The 21,524-nt window shown below is 65.9% G+C and carries 21 protein-coding genes; 13 read left to right on the top strand and 8 right to left on the bottom strand.

The window, feature by feature from the left end:
* Positions 1-32: 32 nt before the first annotated feature.
* A complete protein-coding gene (gltA, locus tag ACR42D_RS01590) occupies positions 33-1,445 on the bottom strand; it encodes an NADPH-dependent glutamate synthase (protein ID WP_484565124.1) in 1,413 nt (470 codons plus the stop codon).
* Positions 1,432-2,283 carry a sulfide/dihydroorotate dehydrogenase-like FAD/NAD-binding protein gene (locus tag ACR42D_RS01585; protein WP_484565123.1) on the bottom strand — a complete coding sequence of 284 codons (852 nt, stop codon included), beginning with the start codon at positions 2,281-2,283 and terminating at the stop codon, positions 1,432-1,434. Before ACR42D_RS01585 ends, gltA begins: the two co-directional genes overlap by 14 nt.
* 294 nt (positions 2,284-2,577) lie before the next feature.
* Here ACR42D_RS01585 and ACR42D_RS01580 point away from each other — a divergent pair, with 294 nt between their 5' ends.
* Positions 2,578-2,994, top strand: coding sequence for a hypothetical protein (locus ACR42D_RS01580; RefSeq protein WP_484565122.1), 417 nt, complete (start codon positions 2,578-2,580; stop codon positions 2,992-2,994).
* Between the two features lie 48 nt (positions 2,995-3,042).
* Here the strand turns inward: ACR42D_RS01580 and ACR42D_RS01575 are convergent, their stop codons facing one another.
* Together ACR42D_RS01575 and ACR42D_RS01570 are read right to left on the bottom strand one after the other, a co-directional pair.
* On the bottom strand, positions 3,043-4,464 hold the full coding sequence (locus ACR42D_RS01575) for an MFS transporter (RefSeq protein ID WP_484565121.1): 1,422 nt from the start codon (positions 4,462-4,464) through the stop codon (positions 3,043-3,045).
* A gap of 165 nt (positions 4,465-4,629) precedes the next feature.
* Positions 4,630-6,450, bottom strand: coding sequence for a PocR ligand-binding domain-containing protein (locus tag ACR42D_RS01570; RefSeq protein WP_484565120.1), 1,821 nt, complete (start codon positions 6,448-6,450; stop codon positions 4,630-4,632).
* Positions 6,451-6,569: 119 nt separating this feature from the next.
* Here ACR42D_RS01570 and recQ point away from each other — a divergent pair, with 119 nt between their 5' ends.
* Complete coding sequence (recQ, locus tag ACR42D_RS01565) at positions 6,570-8,786, top strand: DNA helicase RecQ (RefSeq protein WP_484565119.1); 2,217 nt, start codon at positions 6,570-6,572, stop codon at positions 8,784-8,786.
* Here the strand turns inward: recQ and ACR42D_RS01560 are convergent.
* Complete coding sequence (locus ACR42D_RS01560; RefSeq protein ID WP_484565118.1) at positions 8,783-9,268, bottom strand: GNAT family N-acetyltransferase; 486 nt, start codon at positions 9,266-9,268, stop codon at positions 8,783-8,785. The two genes, recQ and ACR42D_RS01560, sit on opposite strands and share 4 nt — an antisense overlap.
* A gap of 58 nt (positions 9,269-9,326) precedes the next feature.
* On the opposite strand from ACR42D_RS01560, the gene ACR42D_RS01555 reads away from it, so the two are divergent.
* The 4 genes from ACR42D_RS01555 (at position 9,327) to ACR42D_RS01540 (ending at position 13,109) form a co-directional block, all read left to right on the top strand.
* A complete protein-coding gene (locus tag ACR42D_RS01555; RefSeq protein WP_484565117.1) occupies positions 9,327-9,755 on the top strand; it encodes a MarR family winged helix-turn-helix transcriptional regulator in 429 nt (142 codons plus the stop codon).
* A gap of 73 nt (positions 9,756-9,828) precedes the next feature.
* Positions 9,829-12,333, top strand: coding sequence for a heavy metal translocating P-type ATPase (locus ACR42D_RS01550; protein WP_484565115.1), 2,505 nt, complete (start codon positions 9,829-9,831; stop codon positions 12,331-12,333).
* Between the two features lie 89 nt (positions 12,334-12,422).
* The gene (locus ACR42D_RS01545) at positions 12,423-12,857 is read left to right on the top strand and encodes a hypothetical protein (RefSeq protein ID WP_484565114.1); all 435 of its coding nucleotides are present in this window, start codon (positions 12,423-12,425) and stop codon (positions 12,855-12,857) included.
* A gap of 54 nt (positions 12,858-12,911) precedes the next feature.
* Positions 12,912-13,109, top strand: coding sequence for a heavy-metal-associated domain-containing protein (locus ACR42D_RS01540; protein ID WP_319582411.1), 198 nt, complete (start codon positions 12,912-12,914; stop codon positions 13,107-13,109).
* On the opposite strand, the gene ACR42D_RS01535 is transcribed toward ACR42D_RS01540, so the two are convergent.
* From ACR42D_RS01535 to mnmL, 3 genes are read right to left on the bottom strand one after another with little or no spacing between them, the layout of a single operon-like run.
* On the bottom strand, positions 13,106-13,390 hold the full coding sequence (locus tag ACR42D_RS01535) for a hypothetical protein (RefSeq protein ID WP_484565113.1): 285 nt from the start codon (positions 13,388-13,390) through the stop codon (positions 13,106-13,108). The genes ACR42D_RS01540 and ACR42D_RS01535 overlap by 4 nt on opposite strands.
* A 17-nt stretch (positions 13,391-13,407) precedes the next feature.
* Positions 13,408-13,911: a methylated-DNA--[protein]-cysteine S-methyltransferase gene (locus tag ACR42D_RS01530; RefSeq protein WP_484565112.1), complete on the bottom strand. Its 504-nt coding sequence runs from the start codon at positions 13,909-13,911 to the stop codon at positions 13,408-13,410.
* On the bottom strand, positions 13,908-14,888 hold the full coding sequence (mnmL, locus tag ACR42D_RS01525) for a tRNA modification radical SAM protein MnmL/YtqA (protein WP_484565111.1): 981 nt from the start codon (positions 14,886-14,888) through the stop codon (positions 13,908-13,910). The genes ACR42D_RS01530 and mnmL overlap by 4 nt, the downstream gene beginning before the upstream one ends.
* 180 nt (positions 14,889-15,068) lie before the next feature.
* Here mnmL and ACR42D_RS01520 point away from each other — a divergent pair, with 180 nt between their 5' ends.
* From ACR42D_RS01520 to ACR42D_RS01490, 7 genes are all read left to right on the top strand, one after another.
* The gene (locus ACR42D_RS01520) at positions 15,069-16,112 is read left to right on the top strand and encodes a rod shape-determining protein (RefSeq protein WP_066799352.1); all 1,044 of its coding nucleotides are present in this window, start codon (positions 15,069-15,071) and stop codon (positions 16,110-16,112) included.
* A 92-nt stretch (positions 16,113-16,204) separates the two neighbouring features.
* Positions 16,205-17,116: a rod shape-determining protein MreC gene (gene mreC / locus ACR42D_RS01515; RefSeq protein WP_484565110.1), complete on the top strand. Its 912-nt coding sequence runs from the start codon at positions 16,205-16,207 to the stop codon at positions 17,114-17,116.
* Positions 17,100-17,585, top strand: a complete 486-nt coding sequence (locus ACR42D_RS01510) for a hypothetical protein (protein ID WP_484565109.1) — start codon at positions 17,100-17,102, stop codon at positions 17,583-17,585. Before mreC ends, ACR42D_RS01510 begins: the two co-directional genes overlap by 17 nt.
* The gene (mrdA, locus tag ACR42D_RS01505; RefSeq protein ID WP_484565108.1) at positions 17,569-19,443 is read left to right on the top strand and encodes a penicillin-binding protein 2; all 1,875 of its coding nucleotides are present in this window, start codon (positions 17,569-17,571) and stop codon (positions 19,441-19,443) included. Before ACR42D_RS01510 ends, mrdA begins: the two co-directional genes overlap by 17 nt.
* Complete coding sequence (gene rodA, locus ACR42D_RS01500) at positions 19,433-20,545, top strand: rod shape-determining protein RodA (RefSeq protein ID WP_484565107.1); 1,113 nt, start codon at positions 19,433-19,435, stop codon at positions 20,543-20,545. Before mrdA ends, rodA begins: the two co-directional genes overlap by 11 nt.
* Positions 20,546-20,601: 56 nt before the next feature.
* Complete coding sequence (locus ACR42D_RS01495) at positions 20,602-20,976, top strand: bactofilin family protein (RefSeq protein WP_484565106.1); 375 nt, start codon at positions 20,602-20,604, stop codon at positions 20,974-20,976.
* A gap of 124 nt (positions 20,977-21,100) precedes the next feature.
* On the top strand, positions 21,101-21,523 hold the full coding sequence (locus ACR42D_RS01490) for an ATP synthase F0 subunit B (RefSeq protein ID WP_484565105.1): 423 nt from the start codon (positions 21,101-21,103) through the stop codon (positions 21,521-21,523).
* Position 21,524: the final 1 nt, after the last annotated feature.

The raw sequence follows: 21,524 nt of genomic DNA, 5'->3' as shown, positions 1-21,524 counted from the left end.
GAGGACTTTTTCAGACTTAAATGGAGCCGGCGCTACAGGAGCCGTTCGGCGATTTCCTTGGCGGCCCGTCGGCCCGCGCCCATGGCGGAGATGACGGTGGCCGCGCCGGTGACGATGTCGCCGCCCGCGAAGACGTTGGGGATGGAGGTCTCGCCGGTTTCGGGATCGGCCTCCACGTAGCCCCATTTGTTCAGTTCGAGGTCCGGTGTGGCCTCGAGCAGGATGGGGTTGGGCCGGGTGCCCACGGCGATGATGGCCATGTCGCAGGGGATCTCCTCGGTCTCGCCTTCCAGGCAGACGGGCGCGCAGCGGCCGGACTCGTCCGGTTCGCCGAGCTCCATCTTCTGGACGGTCAGCGCCTTGAGTCGGCCCTGGTCGTCGCCGTGGAAGCTCAGCGGCCCGCACAGGCAGCGGATCTGGACGCCCTCTTCCACGGCATGTTCGATCTCCTCGCGGCGGGCGGGCATTTCGTCCTCGCTGCGGCGGTAGACGATGGAGACCTCATCCGCGCCCATGCGCAGGGCGGTGCGCGCGGCGTCCATGGCCACGTTGCCCGCGCCCAGGACGACCACCTGCCTGGCCCGATAGGCCGGGGTGTCGTAGTTGGGGAATTCGTAGGCCCGGCCGAGGTTGACGCGAGTCAGGTACTCGTTGGCCGAGAACACGCCCACCAGGTTCTCGCCCGGCACGTTCAGGAAGCGCGGCAGCCCGGCTCCCACGCCGATGAACACGGCGTCGTAGCCCTGGTCCATCAGCTCCTGGATGGTGATGGTCTTGCCGCCCACCCAGTTGGTGTGGAAGGTCACGCCGAGTTTGCGCAGCCCTTCCAGCTCGCTGGCGACCACGGTCTTGGGCAGGCGGAATTCGGGAATGCCGTAGACGAGCACGCCGCCCGGCTCGTGCAGGGCTTCGAAGACGTCGACCTTGATGCCGCGCCCGGCCAGGTAGCCGGCCACGGTCAGGGACGACGGGCCGGCACCGATGCAGGCGACCTTGATGCCGTCGCGCTCCAGCGCGCAGGCGGCCAGGTCGGTGACCTCCTCGCAAACGGAGCGGGCCGCGTAGGTGTCGGCCACGTAGCGTTCCAGCCGCCCGATGGCCACGGGCTCGTGTTTCCTGCCGAGAATGCAGCTGCCCTCGCACTGGGTCTCCTGGGGGCAGACCCGGCCGCAGACGGCGGGCAGGGAGTTGGTCCTGCGGATGGCGTTGAACGCGCCCTCGAGGTCGTCGTCCACCAGGCAGGCGATGAACCAACGGATGTCGATGTTCACCGGGCAGCCGTCCTGGCAGGTGGGCTTTTTGCATTGCAGACACCGCCGGGCCTCCACCAGGGCCTGTTCGCGGGTGTAGCCCAGGGCCACTTCCTTGAAGTTCCCGGCCCGGACCTGGGGGTCCTGGAGGGGCATGGGGGTACGGCTGCGAATTTTCTTCTTAGTCTCCGCCATGGCAGTGGCACTCCTTGCTGAACAATTCCATTGATTCCTCTTCCTGCTGCTTGAACTGCCACAGCCGGGCCTTGAGCTCGGCGAAATCCACCTTGTGGCCGTCGAACTCGGGCCCGTCCACGCAGGCGAACAGGGTCTTGCCGCCCACGGTGCAGCGGCACGCGCCGCACATGCCGATGCCGTCGACCATGATGGAGTTGAGCGAAACCGTCGTCTTGGTGCCGAAGGGCTTGGTCACGCGGCAGACCGCCTCCATCATGGGCACCGGGCCGATGGCGACCACCTCGGCCACGTCGTCCTCGGTCTCCAGGATGTCCTGCAGGACCTCGGTGACGAACCCCTTGTGGCCCTCGGAGCCGTCGTCGGTGGCGATGCGCACCTCGGGACAAAACGAAGAAAGTTCGGAGCAGAACAGGAGCAGGTTCTTGGACCGCGCGCCGATGATGGCGATGACCCGGTTGCCCGCCTCCACGTGCCCCTTGGCGATGTGGTGCATGGCCGCGATACCGGTGCCGCCGCCCACGCAGATCACGGTGCCGGACTTCTCGATGTGCGTGGGCTTGCCCAGCGGTCCGCACACGTCCGCGAACCGGTCTCCCTGCCTGAGTTTGTCCATCTCGGCCGTGGTCTTGCCGACGACCAGATAGACTATGGTAACAGTGCCGTTTCCCGGGTCGCAATCCGCGATGGTCAGGGGGATGCGTTCGCCGTGTCCGCTCACTCTGAGCATGACGAAGTTGCCGGGTTTGGCTTTTTTGGCGATCTGGGGCGCGTCGATGACCATCATGGTCGTCTGGCCCGGGATCAGTTCCTCTTTTTTCAGAATCTCGTAACCCATGTGCTCTCTCTTGCGGTTAGAAAAAAACCCCGTTCCGCAGGACCCGAAAGATATTCAGCGACGGGGCCCCTGCTAGTAGCGCCAAACCCCCGGGGTTGTCAAAACGCCACTGAAGGATTAAGATAATATTCGACTGACCGATTTCGGATTTGCCAACTCCCACGGACGGGAGACGGAAAACCACGGGTCCCTCAGGATAGAGCGTGACGAAAGTCACAGGGACGGCCGGGCTGCCTTATGCAATGCCTCGGCCTTTTTTTGTCGCAAAAAAAGGGCCGGACATGGGAGACGGGCATGAGGATACCCTCGCAGGCTGCCGAACAATACCGCAAGACGGACTCCCTGGCCGAACGCCGGAAGGAGCGCAAGGCGGTGCAACCCCAGGCCAGGACGACAACCACGTCGTTCGGCTTTCGCCTGGGCAAGTTCGGCGTGGACTACCGCGAGGAGACCACGGTCCTCGACCCGTCCCTGTCCCGCTCGGTGCGCGAACAGAACCGCCAGGCCCGCGCCTTCAAGGCCCAGGCCGAGGTGGAGGACCTGCGCGCCGAGGTCGGCGCCGACGGAGCGGTCTACCGCGAACGGCAGGCCACCGGTACCGACCGCGAAGCCCCGTCCGCCGGACGGGTCCGGTCCGCCCTGGCCGCCTACGCCAGGGCCCAGGCCCAGATTCTGCCGCCGCCCGGCAACATGCTGGCCGGCGTGGTCTAAAAGCGACGAGACCGCCTTTTCGGGGCGGTCTTTTTTCATGGAATGTATCTAGTCTCCCGCTTCCGGGCCCTTTCCGGCACCGGCCGAACCCTTGCGCGTCTCCAGCCGCCCCTTGGCCGACATGAGCACGCCCAGCGCGCTGAACACGGTCAGGGCGATGAAGGCCAGCTTCATGGCGGTGATGAACACGCCCGCGTTGTCGTGGGTCAGGGCCACAGGGCCGATGATCAGCGCGAACACGCCGCTGATGAAGACCAGGGAGACGGTCATGCCCGTGGTCCGCATGGCCGCGACCACGGCCGAGGCCACGCCGTAGTTCTCGCGGGTCACCGCGCCCATGATGACCGCCATGTTGGCCGTGGCGAACATGGCCGAGCCCGCGCCGCACAGGGCCAGGATAACGGCCGTGAACAGCAGTGAAGGCTCGGAGCCCAGGAAGATGGCCGCGCCCAGGCCGACGGTGGCCAGCCCCATGCCCGCGGTGGCCACCTGGTGCGGTGACCAACGCTCGCACCACTTGCCGCTGGTCAGGGAAAAGATGACCTGCATGACCGGCTGGACCATGAGGACGAGCCCGGCCTCGCTGGCGGTCATGCCCTGCGCCACCTGGAGATACAGGGAGAGCAGGAAGGTGATCCCGTAGATGGCCGCGTAGCTGATGAACTGGGCGGCCGAGCCCAGGGAAAAGGCCGGATTGCCGCTGAACAGGGCCAGGCTGAGCAGCGGGGCCTTGGCCCGCCCCTCCCAGAAGACGAAGCAGAGCAGGAAGAAGACGCCGACGGCGAGCATGATGCCGCCGCCGGTATCGTCCAGGTGCGAGCCGCCCTGGGAGAGCAGGATCATGCCTAGGGCGATGAACAGCGCCCCGCCGAAATCGAAGCGCACGCCGCGCGCGATCACCGGCTTGACCGGCAAGGTCTTCAGGGACAGGAACAGGCCGACGGCGCAGGGGATGGCCCCGCCGTAGAATATCCAGCGCCAGCCGAGATGGGTGACGATGAGCCCCCCCAGCCACGGCCCCACGGACAGACCGAGGTAGACCCCGGCCGAGGCGATGCCCATGGCCCGGGCCCGGCCCGAGCCGGGGTAGAGGTCGGCGATGATGGCCAGGCCGGTGGAGACCATCATCGCCCCGCCGCCGCCCTGGAACACGCGCAGGACGATGAACTGGTTGATGGTGTGGCAGACCGGCAGAATGACGCTCATTATCGTGAACAGGGCCATGCCCGCGGCGAACGTGGCCCCGCGCCCGATCTTGTCGGACAGCCGGGTGACCGGAAAGAGGAGCATGGCCACGGCTGAGATGTAGCCCGACTCCACCAGCCCGAGCTGGGAGGCGCTGGCACCGAACTCGCGGCCCAGGGCGGGCACGGCCACGGCCACGGCCGAGAGCATGAAGACCAGGGCGAACTGGGAGACGGTTATGGTGTACAGACCGGCGGTCCGGTCGTCGTGGACGAATTGAAACATGTTCGAGGATTATCCCGGGGTTGCAGGGTTGGGGACGCATATGAGGGAACGCGGGATTCTGGGCCCGGCGCACCGCCGATGACGTAGAGAATAAACACGGCCCCGGTCCGAGGCAAGGGGCCTGCGGACGGGTTTCCCAGCCCGGCTGCGACCTCGCCCCGCTCGCTACTCGGCCCCGGACGCCGGGAACTCGATGATGAAGGTCGCGCCCTGGTTCGGGCCGGACTCGGCGCGCATGGCCCCGCCCAGATGCTCGGTGACGATGAAGTAGGCCACGGACATGCCCAGCCCGGTGCCCACGCCCGCCGCCTTGGTGGTGAAGAACGGCTCGAATACACGACGGCGGACCACCTCGGTCATGCCCGGCCCGTTGTCCTCTATCTCCACACGGACGGTTTCGCCGGTCCGCCCCAGGCGCAGCACGAAGCGCGGCTCCCGGCCGGTATCCTTCATGGCGAAGGTCATGGCCTGGGCCCCGTTGTTCAGGATGTTGAAGAAGACCTGCTCCAGCCTGCCCGCGTCGCAGCGGGCGAGAAACGGCCCGTCCCCGTACTCCCGCTCAAAGGCGATATCCTTGAAATTGTAGCTGTGCTCCAGATCGTGGCCGCTTTTGACCAACTCCACGGCCTTGTCCAGGATGGCGGCCACGTCCACGTCGCTCGCCTCGCCGTCGGTCTTGCGCGAGAAGCCGAGCATGTTGGTGACCACCCGGCCCGCCCGCTCACCGGATTCGATGACCGCGTCGAGCATGGCGTCCACGCCACGGGCGCGCACGTAGTCCATGACCCGGTCCAGGTCTGTGCCGCACTCCTCGGCCGTGCGGCGATTGCGGCGGCTCTCCTCCAGGAGGCGCTTGCGCAACAGCCGGGCGTTGCCCAGGATGGCCGCCAGGGGGTTGTTGATTTCGTGGGCCATGCCCGCGGCCAACCCGCCCACCGAGACCATCTTCTCGGACTGGATCATCATCTCCTCGATGCGCACCTTTTCGGTGATGTCGTCCACCCGGACCACCGCGCCCTGGACCCCGTTGGCCACCAGCGGGAAGACCGAAACGTCGCGGTAGCGGCGCTCCCCCTCCACCTCGGCGGGCACCCGCTCGCGGACGGCCGGGGCCCCCTTGGCTATGGCCGAGGAGACCCGGCTCAGCTCCAGGCCCAGGTCGGGCATGACGTCGGCCAGCAGCCGCCCTTCCACCTCGCCCTGCTCGAACCCGGTGGCCGCCGCCGCGCGCATGTTCCAGTGGGTGATGCGCCCCTCGGCGTCCACGCCGACCACCAGCGAAGGCATGGAATCAATGATGTTGGAAAGGTAGTTGCGCAGGGTCAGGACTTCCTTTTGCGCGGCCTGGATTTCTCGGATGTGGTCGCCCAGCATGAGATTCTGGTAGGCGATCCAGGACATCTGGTTGGCCAGCAGAAAGAGGGCCCGCCCCACCGCCTTGAAGCGGTCCAGGGACATGACCGGAACCTCCTCGAAGGCGCGGACGAACTCCACCTCGTCGGCCCCGATCTCCCGGGCATAGGCAAGAGTCCGCTCCTCGTCCATGTGTTCGTTGCGCACCTGGCCGACAAACCAACTCGCGATATGGCGGCCGTCCACGGAGATGGACGCCCCTCCGTCCCACAGTCCGCTGCTCAGACACGGCTGGATGGTTGCGCCCCTGGGGTTGAACCGTCCAAGCAGCGTGTCGGACCGCCTGCAGTTGCACCGCCCCTTTTCGGTCTTGCGGATGATATCCTCGCACAGCCTGGTGAAATTGCTCGGTTTGGTTATGGGCTCGCCATCGGGCGTGGTGATCAGGGAGGCCACCCCGACGGCCGAGGAAAAGGCGTCCTGAATAGCCTGGATCTCGTCCAGCTCGAACAGATCGAGAAAACCGACCGAGGCAGCGGATTCCCCGCCGGTCAATGCCGACAACTCCCCCTCGGCCCTGGTCAACTCGCGACGCAGATCCGCCACCTTCCGTTCAAGTTCTTCCCTCTTCAAGAATCCCTCCTTCGGGTCGGACATCCATAAAGTTTGTCCATCAAATCGATACCCAAGTCAAATAGTACGAGCGTCAAGGCCATTGCCATCCCATCCCCTTTGCCCTAGGCTGGCTCCCCATGTCCGGCTCAGGCGCGACACCGCGCGAAATCCTCTCCTCGATCTTCGGCTACCCCGAGTTCATCGGGCTCCAGGAATCGATCATCGACCACGTCCTTGGCGGCGGCGACTCGCTGGTGCTCATGCCCACGGGCGGGGGCAAGTCCCTGTGCTACCAGATCCCGGCCATCCTGCGGCCCGGCGTGGGCGTCTGCGTCTCCCCGCTCATCGCGCTCATGCAGGACCAGGTCCAGGGGCTGACCCAGATGGGCGTGCGCGCGGCCTGCCTCAACTCGGCCATGGACCCGCGCACGGCCTACGACATCGAGCAGATGGCCCTGAACGGCCAGCTCGACCTGCTCTACGTGGCCCCGGAGCGGCTGTGCAGGCCCAGCTTCCTGGATATGCTGGCCCGTTGCAACCCGGCCCTGTTCGCCATCGACGAGGCCCACTGCGTGTCCCAGTGGGGGCACGATTTCCGGCCGGAGTACACCCAGCTTTCGATCATCCGCGAGCGGTTCCCGGACGTGCCGCGCCTGGCCCTGACCGCCACGGCGGACAAGCCCACCCAGGCGGACATCGTCAAAAACCTGCAACTGGAAAACGCGCGGGTCTTCGCCACCGGATTCGACCGGCCGAACATTACCTATACTGTACTGCCCAAGAAGAACCCCACGCGCATGCTGAAGCGGTTCATCGACGAGAACCACCCGGGCGACGCGGGCATCGTCTACCGATTGAGCCGCAAGAAGGTCGAGCAGACCGCCGAATTTCTGCGCAAGAACGGGTACAACGCCCTGCCCTACCACGCCGGGCTGTCGGCGGGTGACCGCTTCAACAACCAGGAACGGTTCATGCGCGAGGAGGGGGTGATCATGGTCGCCACCGTGGCCTTCGGCATGGGCGTGGACAAGCCCAACGTGCGCTTCGTCTGCCACCTGGAGCCGCCCAAGTCCCTGGAGGCCTACCACCAGGAGACGGGCCGCGCCGGGCGCGACGGCCTGCCCGCCTCGGCCTGGATGTGCTACGGCATGCAGGACATCGCCATCCTGCGCTCCATGATCGACTCGGGCGAGGCCGTGGAGTCGCGCAAGCGCATCGAACACGCCAAGCTCGGCTCGCTGTTCGCCTTCCTGGAGACCGCGTCCTGCCGCCGCCAGGCGCTGCTGGCCTATTTCGGCGAACACATCGAGCCGTGCGGCAACTGCGACAACTGCCTGAGCCCGGTGGACACCTACGACGGCTCGGTCATCGCCCAGAAGGCGTTATCCAATATCTTCCGCACCGAGCAACGCTTCGGGGTCAACCACCTGGCCGGGGTCCTGACCGGCGCGAGCACCGACCAGATCGTCCGCTTCAACCACGACCGGGTGTCCACCTACGGCATCGGCAAGGACATGACCCAGGACGAATGGAAATCGGTCTACCGCCAACTCCTGGCCGCCGGACTGTGCTCGGTGGACCTGGAGCGGTTCAACGCCCTGACCCTGAACGAACGGTCCTGGCCCGTGCTCAAGGGCGAGGCACCGGTGCGGCTGCGCAAGGACCCGGCCCTGCCCAAACGGGACAAAAAGAAGAAGCGCCGCGCCCCGGTCCTGGCCGAGGACATCCTGACCAACTGGGAGGCCGAGGCGCTGTTCGAGCGGCTGCGCGACCTGCGACTGTCCCTGGCCGAAGCCCAGTCCGTGCCGCCCTACGCCATCTTCGCGGACAAGACCCTGCTCGAGTTCGTGCGCTATCGGCCGCGCGACCTGGAGGAGTTCGCCTGCATGAGCGGTGTGGGCGCGAGCAAGCTGGAGCGGTTCGGCGAAACCTTTCTGGAGAGCCTTAAGGCCCACGAAGAGGAGCACGGCCGCCCGGACAACATCCCGGAGATTCCGCAAGAGGTACGCGAGGCCAAGAAGCGGGAGGCCGACGCCAAGCCGGACTTCACGGCCACGGCCCAGTCCACCCTGGACCTCTTCCTGGAGCTGGGCGATGTGGACGGGGTGGCCGAGTCGCGCGGGCTCAAGCCCTCGTCCATTTGGCGGCACCTCATCCTGGCCGTGAACATGGGAAAGATAGACTACCGCCGCGTGGCCAACCTGCCGGACGAGGAGCGGGAACGGATCGAGGCCGCCCTGGGCGAGTACCGCTCCAAGGGCGTGACCGCCATGACCCCGGTCTTCGAGGCGCTCGGCGGGGCCTACCCCTACGACCTGATCCGCCTGGTGGCCGCGGGCCTGAACCGGGGCTAGCGGGCCAGCTCGAACTTCTGCTCGGTGATGGACGGGCCCCAGCCGTCCCCCACGACTTCCTCCACCAGCACGAACCCGTTGCGCTCATAGAGCCTGCGCGCGGCATGCAGCCCGGCAAAGGTCCACAGGTGGACCGACTCGAAGGCCCGCTCGCGGCAGAACGCCATGGCCCGTCCGATCAGGGCCGAGCCCAGGCCGCGCCCCTGGACCGTCTCGTCCACGATGAACCAGCGCAACCGTGCGCTGCCGCCGTAACGGGACCCGTCCACGGCCACGGCCCCGGCGAACGCGCCGTCCGCCTCCGCCCACCAGAAACCGTCCCGGTCCGCGTCGAACCCGGCCGTGAACTCGGCCAGTTCGCGCTCGACCTGGGCCGCGAAACGTTTGTCGAACGCCCAGTGCGCGGCGTAGTACTCGGCGTGCAGCCGAACCACTTCCCGCTCTATCCCGGGCCGGTATGGATGAATGACTATGGATTGCATGACCGGACCTTGCGCCAATAAGGTTGACTTTGTCAACTAAATATTCCAGACTGTCCCTATGACAAGCTCCGACGAAATCGACCGTTTCCGGCACTTCAACCGGTTCTACACCGACTACCTCGGCCTGCTCGGCAACCACCTGTACGACAGCCCGGTGAACCTGAGCGAAGCGCGCGTGCTGTTCGAGCTGGACAGCAACCCGGGCGCGTCCGCCCGCGACCTCAGGGACCGGCTCGGCCTGGACAAGGGGTACGTCAGCCGCATGATCAAGCGGTTCGTCCGCAAGGGCTGGGTGGAGGAGCATCCCTCGGCCGAGGACGGCCGGGTCAAGGAGCTGCGTCTGGCCGCGCCGGGCCACGCGCTCATGGCCGAGCTGCACCGGTCCGCCTCCAAGCAGGCGGACCGCGCCCTGGCCTCGCTCGGCCCGGCCGAGCGCAAGCGCCTGCTCACGGCCATGTCCGCCATAGAGGCCGTCCTGTCCCGATAAACATCCCCCGCCCCCCTTGCCAAAGCGGCCTCAAGTGTCCATATTGGAACCACAATTGAAAAGGATTCTCAATATGAAGAAAGTTACGGCACAGGTAAGGGGAATGCACTGCGCGTCCTGCTCGGCGCGCATCGAAAAGGTGGTCGGCAACATGGACGGCGTGGACGACGTGTCCGTGAACCTGGCCGCCGAGACCATGGCGTTGTCCTTTGACCCGGACGCCGTGTCCGCCGAGGAGGTGGGCAAAAAGATTCACACCCTCGGGTTCGAGGCCGAGTTCGACGAGCCGCAAGAACCGGTGGCGGGCGGCCTGTCCGCCCTGGACCTGAACATCGGCGGCATGCACTGCGCCTCCTGCTCGTCGCGCATCGAACGCGTGGTCGGCAAGCTGAGCGGCGTGGACACGGCCTCGGTCAACCTGGCCGCCGAGACCGGCAAGTTCGTCTTCGACCCCTCGCTGGTCTCGCGCCGCGAGATCCGCGACGCCATCAAGAACGCCGGGTTCACCTCCGAGGTGCGTTCCGAAGAGGGAGACCTCTTCGAGAAGCGCCGCCAGGAGGCGGAGGAAAGGCTCAAGGCCCAGAAGCGGGCGCTCATCCCGGCCTTCTGCTTCGCCCTGCCCCTGCTCATCCTGTCCATGGGCCACATGTGGGGCATGCCCCTGCCCGCCTTTCTCGACCCGGCGCACTCCCCGGCGACCTTCGCCGTGGTCCAGCTGCTGCTGACCCTGCCCGTGGTCTGGTCGGGCCGCAATTTCTACCTCCACGGCGTGCCCGCCCTGCTGCGCGGCGGCCCGGACATGGACTCCCTGGTGGCCATGGGCACGGGCGCGGCCTTCCTCTATTCCCTGTGGAACACCCTGGCCCTGCTCCTGGGCCTGGGCGACCCGCACGTCCTGGCCATGGACCTCTACTACGAATCCGCCGCCGTGCTCATCGCCATGATCTCGCTGGGCAAGTATTTCGAGGCCCGCAGCAAGCTCAAGACCTCGGACGCCATCCGGGCGCTCATGCAGCTGGCCCCGGACACGGCCACCCTGCTCAGGGACGGCGAGCAGGTGGCCATCGCCGTGGCCGAGGTGGAGCCGGGCGACCTGCTGCTGATCAAGCCCGGCGAACGCATCCCGGTGGACGGCACCGTGACCGACGGCCGCTCCGCGGTGGACGAATCCATGCTCACCGGCGAGCCCATGCCCGTGGGCAAGCAGGCGGGCGACCCGGTGGCGGGCGGCACCCTGAACAGCTCGGGCGCGCTGACCATGCGCGCCGACCGCGTGGGCAACGACACCATGCTGGCCCGCATCGTCAGGCTGGTCCAGGAGGCCCAGGGGTCCAAGGCCCCCATCGCCAACCTGGCTGACCGCATCAGCTTCTATTTCGTGCCCGCGGTCATGCTCACCGCACTCGTCGCCGGACTCTCCTGGTACTTCATCGGCCAGGCGGGCTTCCCCTTCTCCCTGCGCATCTTCGTGGCCGTCATGGTCATCGCCTGCCCCTGCGCCATGGGGCTGGCCACGCCCGTGTCCATCATGGTCTCGGCCGGACGCGGCGCGCAGCTCGGCGTGCTGATCAAGTCGGGCCGGGCCCTGCAGGAGGCGGGCAGCCTGGACACCGTGGTCTTCGACAAGACCGGCACTCTGACCCACGGCCGTCCCGAGGTGGCGGCCATGACCATGGTCCGGGGCACCATGGCCCAGACCGAGGCGATCTACCTGGCCGCTTCGGCGGAGAGCCAGTCCGAGCACCCCCTGGCCCAGGCCATCGTGCGCCACGCCAAGGAAAAGAATCTCGAATTCCCCGCGCCCGACGAGTTCGAGGCCATCCTGGGCAAGGGCATCAAGGCCAAGGTGGGCTACCGCGAGGTCATGATCGGCAACTGGGCGTTCATGCAGGAACACGGGCTCGGCTTCGGCGACGACGGATTCGCCGAGGAGGCCGTGGGCCACTACGAGCAACAGGGCGCGACCGTGGTCTACTTCGCCTCGGAGAACAAGCTCAACGCCCTGTTCGCCATCGCCGACGAGATGCGCGAGGAGACCCCCGAGGTGGTCGCCGCGCTGAAAAAGGCCGGATTGACACCGGTCATGCTCACCGGCGACAACGAGACCAACGCCCGGGTCATCGCCGGGCGCGCGGGCATCGACGAGGTCATCGCCGGGGTCCTGCCCGACCGCAAGGCCGAGGAGGTGGACCGGCTGCAGACCGAGGGCCGCAAGGTGGCCATGGTCGGCGACGGCATCAACGACGCCCCGGCCCTGGCCAAGGCGGACATCGGCATCGCCATGGGCTCGGGCATCGACGTGGCCGTGGAGTCCGGCGACGTGGTCCTGATGCACTCGGACCTGCACGCCATCCTGACCGCCCTGGGGTTGTCGCGCGCGACCATGCGCAACATCAAGCAGAACCTGTTCTGGGCCTTCGCCTTCAACGTCATCGGCATCCCGGTGGCCGCGGGCGTGCTGCACATCTTCGGCGGCCCCACCCTGAACCCGATGATCGCGGGCACGGCCATGGCCATGAGCTCGGTGACCGTCGTGTCCAACGCGCTCAGACTCAGGTTCTTCAAGGGCGTGGCATAGCCGTTTTTTCATCTTGAAACTTTTACGGACTCGGGTATGAAGGGAGACTCGTTTCGCCGGACCCTTTTAAGAACCTACTGGAGCTGAACATGAAAAAACGGATTCTCGCCCTCGCCTTCGCCCTGGCCGCCGTGCTCGGCATGTCCCTCACCGCCCTGGCCGGTTCCTGGAACCAGGCCGCCCTGCAAACCCAGGCCGCCCAGGCCGTGCCCGGAGGACAGGTCCTGTCCAGCGAAGCCGACGACATGGGCTGTTTCGTGGGGATGCAGAAGGACGGCAAAAACTACCAGTTCACCCTGGCCGGGGACACCGATCCGCAGATGCCCGACGCCCAGCCCCTGGACTACAAGGGACACAAGGCCTACTTTTTCGAGACCATGCCCGGGGCCGGCGGCCTCATGGTCCTGCTCGCTCCGGAGAAAAGCCTGACCATCCTGTATATGGCCGGCTTCGATTCCGATACCGAGCTGACCGCCGCCGACCTGACCGCCATCGCGGACAGGATGGACCTGGACAAGCTCTAAACCCAAGCCCGGCCAGCAACGCCCCGGACACAACCGAAACCAAGGAGACACAGCATGTCCGTCATCAAAGTAAAAGGGATGTCCTGCCAGCACTGCGTGAAATCCGTGACCGAAACCATGGAAAAACTGGGAGCCAAGGACGTGTCCGTCGATCTCCTGACCGGCGACGTGAAATACGAGGAGCCCGCGCCCATCGACAAGAAGGCCATAAAAGAGGCCATCGACCAGATCGGCTTCGAATACGTGGACTAGGGCTCGACCCTGAGCCAGAAGGGCCTGCGCGCGTCCGACCAGTTGACGCCCCAGGCACCCACGCCGCCCAGGACCAGAGCGAAAAGGAGCATGGGGCCAAAGGGCAAGTCCTGTCCGATAACCAGGCCTCCCACAAAAAAAGCGCCGGCCATGCCCTTCACCCGGCTCTTGGTCACGTAAACGGCTCCGCAGCCCGTGCAGACACTGGCCCCGGCGGGGACCTCGGTAGCGCAGAATGGACAATCACCATCCTGCTGCAACGGGGAATAATCGTACTTCATGACAATCTCCTGGCCGGTCAGCCCAAACCCGGCAACAAGCCCTGTTCCGCGCCTTCCAGGCGGAGCAGGGCCTTCTTCATGGCGATGCCGCCCGTGGCGGAGAAGCCGGTCATGGCGCCGCCTGAGCCGACCACGCGGTGGCAGGGGTAGAGGATGGGGAACGGGTTCGCGCCCATGGCCCGGCCCACGGCCTGCGCGCCTTTGGGGCGGCCGAGGATGGCGGCCATCTGGCCGTAGGTCCGGGTGGTCCCCGGCGGGATGCGGCGCAGCTCCTCGATGGCGGCCTTTTGAAATTCGCTCATGCCCGAGAAATCGAACGGCAGATCCGGCCAGACCGGGTCCTGCCGGGCCTCGTAGCGCAACAGGGCCGCCTTGAGCTCCTCGGCGGCTGCGGACAGGGATTCGGCCTCGCGCACGTCTTCGGCCCAGGCCACCTCGATACGGCGGACCAGCCCGTCTTGCCAATCCAGGCACAGGCCGAATCGGCCTCCGCGCACCCATTCGCTGTACGTCCGGGTCATCGCACCTCCCCGGCGTCCGTGCCGAACCACTCGGGCGGGCCATTTTCCGCGCCGTTCATTTTGCCCTGCCAGATGTCGTGTTTCTCGAAATGGTCGCGGACCGCGTTGTGCACCCGACGCAGGTTGCCCGACCAGGCCGGGGCCACCAGCTCGCCCTGGGCCGGGTTGCCGTTGAGCCGGTGGATGACCGTGTGCGGGTCAAGGCGCATGACCGCCTCGCCCAGCCAGTGCAGGTACTCCTCCTGGGTGGGCGGGACGTAGCGCCCCTCCTCGAACCAGCGGGCCAGGCGCGTGCCCCGGCAGACGAAGACGTTGTGGAACTTGATGCCGCCCACCGGGAGCGCGTCCACATAGGCCACGGTGTCGAGCAGCTCGGCAAGCCCCTCGCGGCCGCCCGGCGCGGGCAGCCCGGCCATGACGTGGGCGACCACGGTCAGGCCGCGTCCGGCGGCGGCCCGCACGGCCTTGGCGAACGCGGCGGCGTCGTGGCCCCGGTTGATGTGTCGCAGCGTGATGTCGCAGGCCGATTGCAGACCGAGCTCCAGATAGACCTCGGCCAGGCCGAGCCGCTCCTTGCTCGCCGCGAGCAGATCGAGCTTTTCCTCGTCCAGGCAGTCGGGCCGGGTGCCGAGCGCCAGGCAGGTCAGGCCGGGCAGACCGGCCAGCCCGTCCAGGGCGGCGGCCAGCTTCGCGGCCGGGCCGTGGGTGTTGGAATAGGATTGGAGATAGGCGGTGAACCGGGACAGGCCGTGTTTCTTCACGTGAATGTCACGCCAGAAACCCCATTGTTCCCGTATGGATAGTCCCCGGTCGAGCATGCCCGACCCCGAGCCCTGCGGGTTGCAGAACACGCACCCCTCGCGCGACAGGGTCCCGTCCCGGTTGGGGCAGGAAAAACCGGCGTCCAGGGGGATCTTCTGGACCCGTTCGCCGAACCTTTGGCGGAGATGGGCGGACAGGCGATGGATGCGAACCATGATTTTTTTTAGAAAAACTCGAGAAAAAAATGGCAAACCAGTGCTGGCCTGTTGCTAGACCCGATTTCATTTGGTACGAATCTGCAGTTCATATTGTACGCTAGCGCACTTCCCGTCCATTGGAAAGCGCGTTTCACGCATAGGTTTCTGACACAGTTTCGAATTTCGAACGGGGGGTACATGGGTAACCTACTCAACAGAATCATCGGCTCCTTTTCAAACGACCTGGCCATCGACCTGGGCACGGCCAACACCCTGGTCTACGTAAAGGGCAAGGGCGTCATGCTCTCGGAGCCGTCGGTGGTGGCGGTCAAAAAGGATTCGCGGGGCGGCAAGACCGTCCTTGCGGTGGGCGCCGAGGCCAAGAAGATGCTCGGCCGCACGCCCGGCAACATCGTGGCCATCCGACCCATGAAGGACGGCGTCATCGCCGACTTCGAGGTCACCGAGGCCATGCTCCGCCACTTCATTTCCAAGGTCCACAACTCGCGCAGGCTGGTCCGGCCCCGGATCATGATCTGCGTGCCCACGGGCATCACCCAGGTGGAGAAGCGGGCGGTCAAGGAATCGGCGCAATCCGCCGGCGCCCGCGAGGTCTACCTGATCGAGGAGCCCATGGCCGCGGCCATCGGCGCGAACCTGCCGATCACCGAACCGACCTCGAACATGATCGTGGACATCGGCGGCGGCACCACCGAGATCGCCGTCATCTCCCTGTCCGGCATCGTCTACGCCCGAAGCGTGCGCATCGGCGGCGACAAGATGGACGAGGCGATCATGCAGCACGTCAAACGCAAGTACAACATGCTCATCGGTGAATCCACGGCCGAGCAGATCAAGATCCACATCGGGTCCGCCTATCCCCTCGGTGACGAGGAGCCGATCATGGAGGTCAAGGGCCGCGACCTGGTCACCGGCATTCCGCAGAACCGCCCCATCACCGCCGAGGAGGTCCGCGAGGCCATCTCCGAGCAGGTGGAGGGCATCGTCCAGGGCGTGCGCATCGCGCTGGAGCAGACCCCGCCCGAACTGGCGGCGGACATCGTGGACCGCGGCATCGTCCTGACCGGCGGCGGCGCGCTGCTCAAGGGGCTCGACCAGCTGCTGCAGCACGAGACCCAGCTGCCCATCACGGTGGTGGAGGACCCGCTCACCGCGGTCGTGCTCGGCTCGGGCAAGGCGCTCGACAATATCGACCTGTACAAGGACATCACCACCGACTAACCGGACGATATGGCCATACACCGTTTATCCGAAAGCGCACGATTGCCCGAAGCCGCAATTGTGCGCTTTCATAAGTCTGCAGGGAAGGGCGCATGAGAGGACTCAAGAAAATCTCCATCCTCATCGTGGCCTGTCTTTTCGTGTATCTGTCCCTGTTTACCTGGAATCTGCGCACCGGACACCTGGACGCCCTGTCGTCCCACACCGGGCTGGACATCTCCGGCATCGTGCTCAAGCCCGGCATCTGGGTGGCGGAGCAGGTCTCCGACTTCTGGCACCGCTACATCTACCTGGTTGGGCTGAAGCAGGACAACGACGCGTTGCGGGCCGAGGCCGCCGAGCTGCGGCGGACCAACATGCTCATGGGCGCGCAGGCCCGATCCGCCGCGCGCCTGGAATCCCTGCTCGATTTCCGCCCGCCCGAGAAGTGGACCTTTTCCGGGGCCCGGGTCATCGGCCAGCGCATGGGCCCGGTGGGCGCGCTGGACACCGTGGTCGTGGACAAGGGCAAGGCGTCCGGCGTGACCGACGACATGCCCGTGGTCTCCCTCCAGGGGCTGGTCGGGCGCATCCTGCGCTCGGGCGCGGCCACCTCCACGGTCCTGCTCCTGACCGACCCCAACTCCCGCATCGCGGTCATGGGCGCGCACAACCGCTCGCCCGGCATGCTCTCGGGCCAGGGATACGGCGAGCCGCTGCAGCTGCGCTACGTCAACCAGAACGCGGACGTGGACCCCGGCGAACTGCTGCTCTCTTCCGGCCTGTCCGGCATCTATCCCAAGGGACTGCCCGTGGCCAAGGTGACCAAGATCAGGCGGTCCGACATCTCCCTGTTCCTGACGGTCCAGGCCGAGCCCCTGGTGGACGTGGCCGGGCTCGAAGAGGTCCTGCTCCTCAGCCGCGCGCCCGAGGCCGCCGTGGAGGCCGGGACCGGCGACGCGGCCGCGCCCGATTCCGGGTCCGAAGCCGGAAAGGAGGACACGACCGGTGCTGCCGACCAATAGCGCCCTGGCCGTGCTCTGGTGGGGCGTCTACACCGTCCTCGGCATCTGGGCCCAGCGGACCGTGCCGGGCGTCGACGTCTTCGCCCCGGCCCTTATCGTCTCCCTCCAGGAGGAGAGCGGGCAGCGCTCCGCCGTGCTGACCGTGATCTGGATCCTGCTCATCGAGGGCGCGGGCAACCTGCCCTTCGGCTACGGCCTGGCCTGGTACGGGCTGCTGGCCGTCGCGTTTTTCGCCGGGCGCTGGCTCTTCGAGGCACGCTCCTACCTGTTCATGGTCCTGCTCGGCCTGTGGCTGGGGTTGCTCCATCCGGCCCTGATCTTCGGGCTGTCCTCCCTGGCCAACCTGTCCGTGCCCATGCGGCCCGTCCTGATCCAGGGCGCGATCCAGGCGGCCGCCTTCCCGATCGTCTGGTTCCTGGTGGACCGTTTCTTCCCCGCGAGGCTGCGACACGATGTCAGACCTCTATAACGAATCCGAACAGCAGGCCCCGCGCTCGGGCCTGATCCTGCTCCAGGCGCTCATCCTGGGGCTCTTCTGCCTGTTCGCCATCCGGTTGTGGTATCTCCAGATCCACCGCAGCGAGGCGTACCAGGCCCAGGCCCTGGAAAACCAGCTGCGCCAGGAGTCCATCCCCTCGCCGCGCGGGCTCATCCGCGACCGCAACGGCGACCTCCTGGCCGTGAACGAGCCCGCCTACGCGCTCGGGATCATCCGCGAGGACTGCCCGGACGTGGACCGGCTGGTCCACCAGATCGCGGTCTGGACCGGCAAGGACTACTTCGAGCTCAAGACCCTGTACAACAAGAACCGCAAGCGGGTGAAACCGTTCGAGCCGCTGATCATCGTCCCGGACCTGACCTTTGCCCAGCTGGCCCTGGTGGAGACCAACAAGCTGCGCTGGCCCGGCCTGGAGATCCAGTTCCGGCCGCGCAGGCTGTATCGCTACGGCACCCTGCTCGCCCACGTGCTCGGCTACGTGGCCGAGGCGGACGAGGAAGACCTGTCCAAGCGGCCCAATCTGGCGCTCGGCGACTACGTGGGCAAACAGGGCATCGAGCTCATGCTCGAGGACCGCATGCGCGGCAGCAAGGGGCTGACCCAGTACCAGGTGGACGTCAACGGCAGACGGCTCAAGGAGCGCATTCTCAAGCACCCACAGGCCGGGCACGAGATATCCCTGTCCATCGACCTCGGATTGCAGAAGCTGTGCATGGACTGGCTCGCCGAGGAGGCGGGCGGCGTGGCCGTCATGGACGCGGACACCGGCCAGCTCTGGGCCCTGGCCACAGCCCCGTCCTACGACTCCAACGACTTTTCCTCGGGCCTGTCCTCCAAGCAGTGGGCCAAGCTGCGCGACAACCCCCTGCATCCCATGCAGAACCGGGTCATCCAGTCGGTCTACCCGCCGGGCTCGCTCTTCAAACACGTGGTCGCCGGGGCCGGACTGCACTACGGCATGGTCGACCCCAGGGAGACGGTGTTCTGCCCCGGGTTCGTCAAGCTCGGCCGCCGCGTGTTCCGCTGCTGGCGGGCCGGGGGCCACGGCAAGGTGGACATGAACCGCGCCCTGGTGGAATCCTGCGACGTCTATTTCTACAAGCTCGGCAAAAAGCTGACCGTGGACCGCATGAGCGAATTCGCCAAGGCCGTGGGCTTCGGCGAGAGGACCGGCATCCGGCTGCCCCACGAGAAGGCGGGCAACATCCCCACCCGCGAGTGGAAGCTCAAGCGGTTCGGCGAGTCCTGGCAGGGCGGCGACAACCTGAACATGTCCATCGGTCAGGGGTTCACCCTGGTCACGCCGCTGCAGGTGGTCCGCTTCTTTGCGGGCATCGCCAACGGCGGCAAGCTGCTCAAGCCCCTGCTGCTCAAGGACGAGAAGACCGTGGTCCAGGCCGACATCCCACTGCGCCCCGACCAGATCGGGCTGCTCCGCCAGGCCCTGGTGGACACCGTGGACGACCCCCACGGCACCTGCCGCCGCATCCGCACCAAGGGCGTGGTGGTCGGCGGCAAGACCGGCACGGCCCAGGTGGTCCGGCTGACCGACGAGCTCAAGGCGCTCAAGGACGACCAGATACCCTACAGATTCCGCGACCACGCCTGGATGGCGGCCATCGCCGAAAAGGACGGCCGCCGCTTCGCCATCGCCTGCCTGGTGGAGCACGGCCTGCACGGCGGCTCCGGGGCCGGGCCCATTATCAAGGCGGTCATCGACTATCTCTTCCTGGACAAGGTCACGCCCAACCCCGAGGAGCGGAAGGCCAAGGCCCGGGCCGTGCGCGCCCTGTCCCTCAAGCACAAGGAGAAGCGCCATGCCAATTGATCGCAGGCTGCTCTTGTATATAAACTGGCCGCTCTTCGGCCTTGCCGTGATCCTCTTCCTCATCGGCGTGCTCAACCTCTACTCGGCCAGCGGCACCCGCCTGGAGGAGGGCATGAACATGGCCCCCTTCTACCACCGCCAGTTGCTCTGGGGGGGCATGGGGCTGTTCGGCATGCTCGTCTTCATGTTCTTCGACTACCGCCACCTCAAGACCCTGGCCTGGCCCCTGTTCTGGACCACGGTGGCCCTGCTGGTGGCCGTGTTCTTCGCGGGAAAGACCATCTACGGCGCGCGCCGCTGGCTCGACCTCGGGTTCATGAACTTCCAGCCCTCGGAGCTGGCCAAGATCGCCACCCTCATCGTCGGGGCCCGAATACTGTCCAGGGAGCGCGAACCGCTGAACTTCACCCGCCTGGCCTACGTGCTCGGCGTGGGCCTGGTCCTGGCCGGGCTGATCATCAAGCAGCCGGACCTGGGCTCGGGGTTGTCCATACTGATGATCCTGGGCGGCATGATCCTCTTTCGGGGCGTGACCGCCAAGGTCTTCAAGACCTGCCTGGTGGCCATCCCCTGCCTGCTGCCCCTGTCCTGGTTCTTTCTCCACGACTACCAGAAGCAGCGGATCATGACCTTCCTGGACCCGACCACCGACCCGCTGGGCGCGGGCTACCACATCATCCAGTCGGAAATCGCCATCGGCTCCGGCGGGTTCTGGGGCAAGGGTTTCCTGGAGGGGACCCAGTCCCAGCTGCGCTTCCTGCCCGAGCGCCACACCGACTTCGCGGTGGCCGTTTTCGGCGAGGAGTGGGGTTTTGTCGGGACCATGGTCCTTTTGACCTTATTCTGCGTATTCCTTTACCAAATGGTGGTCATCGCCCGGGACGCCCGGGGGCTGTTCGGATCCTACCTCGCGGCCGGCGTGTTCTTCTATTTTTTCTGGCAAATCCTGATTAATACAGGTATGGTCCTCGGGCTAATGCCAGTGGTCGGCATACCCCTTCCGTTCATCAGTTACGGGGGCAGCGCCACCCTGGTGAATTTTTGCCTAGTCGGGCTTGTGCTCAACGTGTCCATGCGCCGATTCCTGTTCAAACAGGCATAGGCGGCACGCAACTAGCCCCTTTTTTCACAACCAGGATTTCGCAGGAGCGGGTTTTCATGGCCAGAGATGAGATCAATGCGTTTTTGGGGGCGGGAACCAACTATCACGGCAAGTTGCATTTCCAGGGCGCGGTGCGCATCGACGGCAACTTCGAGGGAGAGGTGGTTTCCGAAGGAACGCTGGTCATCGGTCAGGACGCCGTGGTGGACGGCCAGGTCAAGGTCGGCCAGCTGGTGCTCTCCGGCAGGATCAAGGGCGAGGTGGAGGCAAAGAACAAGGTAGTCCTGCATAAGACCGCGAATCTGCAGGGCAACATCAGGACTCCGGTCCTGGTCGTCGAGGAAGGCGCGGTGCTCGAGGGCCAACTCGTCATGGGCAGCCTGGACACCGCCGCGAGCGCAAAGCCGCAAAAGAATTCCGATCCGTCATAGACCGATTTAAAAACCTCGAATTCGTATGGGTTCAAAGGCAAAAAGCCTTTGACACAACCCGCGAAATTGGGTAATTCGCAGTGACTTTGCGCCAAAATTCACAACCTCATCGGGGGCATATGGTATGGTAGTACCTGACAAAACAATTTTTATCCAAGGTCTGAACTTCATTGTCATGATCTTCTTGCTGAATCTCGTGCTGATCCGTCCGATCCGCGAAATCATCAAGAAGCGCAAGGGGTTGATGTCCGACCAACTGGAGAAGATCGAGGGCTTCAACTCCAGCGCCGCGAAAAAAGTGGCCGACTACGAGGCCCAGTTGACCCAGGCGCGCAAGGAAGCCGGAGAGATCCGCAACGCCGCCAAGGATGAAGGCGTGGCCCAGGAACAGGCCATGCTGGCCGAAGCCGGCAAGGAAGCCTCGAGCCTGATCAAGGCCAACCGCGCCGAGATCCAGTCCGAGGTCAAGGCTGCCATGGAGCAGCTGACCAAGGACGTGTACGACTACGCTGAGAAGGCGACAGGCAAGATCCTGGGCCAGGCTTAGA

The organism is Pseudodesulfovibrio sp. lm2024, assembly GCF_051175575.1.
GTDB lineage: Bacteria > Desulfobacterota > Desulfovibrionia > Desulfovibrionales > Desulfovibrionaceae > Pseudodesulfovibrio > Pseudodesulfovibrio caledoniensis.
The sequence above is the reverse complement of the archived record's forward strand: the minus strand, read 5'-3'. Positions and strand labels throughout refer to the sequence as shown.

Bases quoted from the DNA above. Each gene is read 5' to 3' on its own strand.
- gltA (WP_484565124.1), bottom strand. From the start codon at position 1,445: ATGGCGGAGACTAAGAAGAAAATTCGCAGCCGTACCCCCATGCCCCTC.
- ACR42D_RS01585 (WP_484565123.1), bottom strand. From the start codon at position 2,283: ATGGGTTACGAGATTCTGAAAAAAGAGGAACTGATCCCGGGCCAGACG.
- ACR42D_RS01580 (WP_484565122.1), top strand. From the start codon at position 2,578: ATGAGGATACCCTCGCAGGCTGCCGAACAATACCGCAAGACGGACTCC.
- ACR42D_RS01575 (WP_484565121.1), bottom strand. From the start codon at position 4,464: ATGTTTCAATTCGTCCACGACGACCGGACCGCCGGTCTGTACACCATA.
- recQ (WP_484565119.1), top strand. From the start codon at position 6,570: ATGTCCGGCTCAGGCGCGACACCGCGCGAAATCCTCTCCTCGATCTTC.
- ACR42D_RS01560 (WP_484565118.1), bottom strand. From the start codon at position 9,268: ATGCAATCCATAGTCATTCATCCATACCGGCCCGGGATAGAGCGGGAA.
- ACR42D_RS01555 (WP_484565117.1), top strand. From the start codon at position 9,327: ATGACAAGCTCCGACGAAATCGACCGTTTCCGGCACTTCAACCGGTTC.
- ACR42D_RS01550 (WP_484565115.1), top strand. From the start codon at position 9,829: ATGAAGAAAGTTACGGCACAGGTAAGGGGAATGCACTGCGCGTCCTGC.
- ACR42D_RS01545 (WP_484565114.1), top strand. From the start codon at position 12,423: ATGAAAAAACGGATTCTCGCCCTCGCCTTCGCCCTGGCCGCCGTGCTC.
- ACR42D_RS01540 (WP_319582411.1), top strand. From the start codon at position 12,912: ATGTCCGTCATCAAAGTAAAAGGGATGTCCTGCCAGCACTGCGTGAAA.
- ACR42D_RS01535 (WP_484565113.1), bottom strand. From the start codon at position 13,390: ATGAAGTACGATTATTCCCCGTTGCAGCAGGATGGTGATTGTCCATTC.
- ACR42D_RS01530 (WP_484565112.1), bottom strand. From the start codon at position 13,911: ATGACCCGGACGTACAGCGAATGGGTGCGCGGAGGCCGATTCGGCCTG.
- mnmL (WP_484565111.1), bottom strand. From the start codon at position 14,888: ATGGTTCGCATCCATCGCCTGTCCGCCCATCTCCGCCAAAGGTTCGGC.
- ACR42D_RS01520 (WP_066799352.1), top strand. From the start codon at position 15,069: ATGGGTAACCTACTCAACAGAATCATCGGCTCCTTTTCAAACGACCTG.
- mreC (WP_484565110.1), top strand. From the start codon at position 16,205: ATGAGAGGACTCAAGAAAATCTCCATCCTCATCGTGGCCTGTCTTTTC.
- mrdA (WP_484565108.1), top strand. From the start codon at position 17,569: ATGTCAGACCTCTATAACGAATCCGAACAGCAGGCCCCGCGCTCGGGC.
- rodA (WP_484565107.1), top strand. From the start codon at position 19,433: ATGCCAATTGATCGCAGGCTGCTCTTGTATATAAACTGGCCGCTCTTC.
- ACR42D_RS01495 (WP_484565106.1), top strand. From the start codon at position 20,602: ATGGCCAGAGATGAGATCAATGCGTTTTTGGGGGCGGGAACCAACTAT.
- ACR42D_RS01490 (WP_484565105.1), top strand. From the start codon at position 21,101: ATGGTAGTACCTGACAAAACAATTTTTATCCAAGGTCTGAACTTCATT.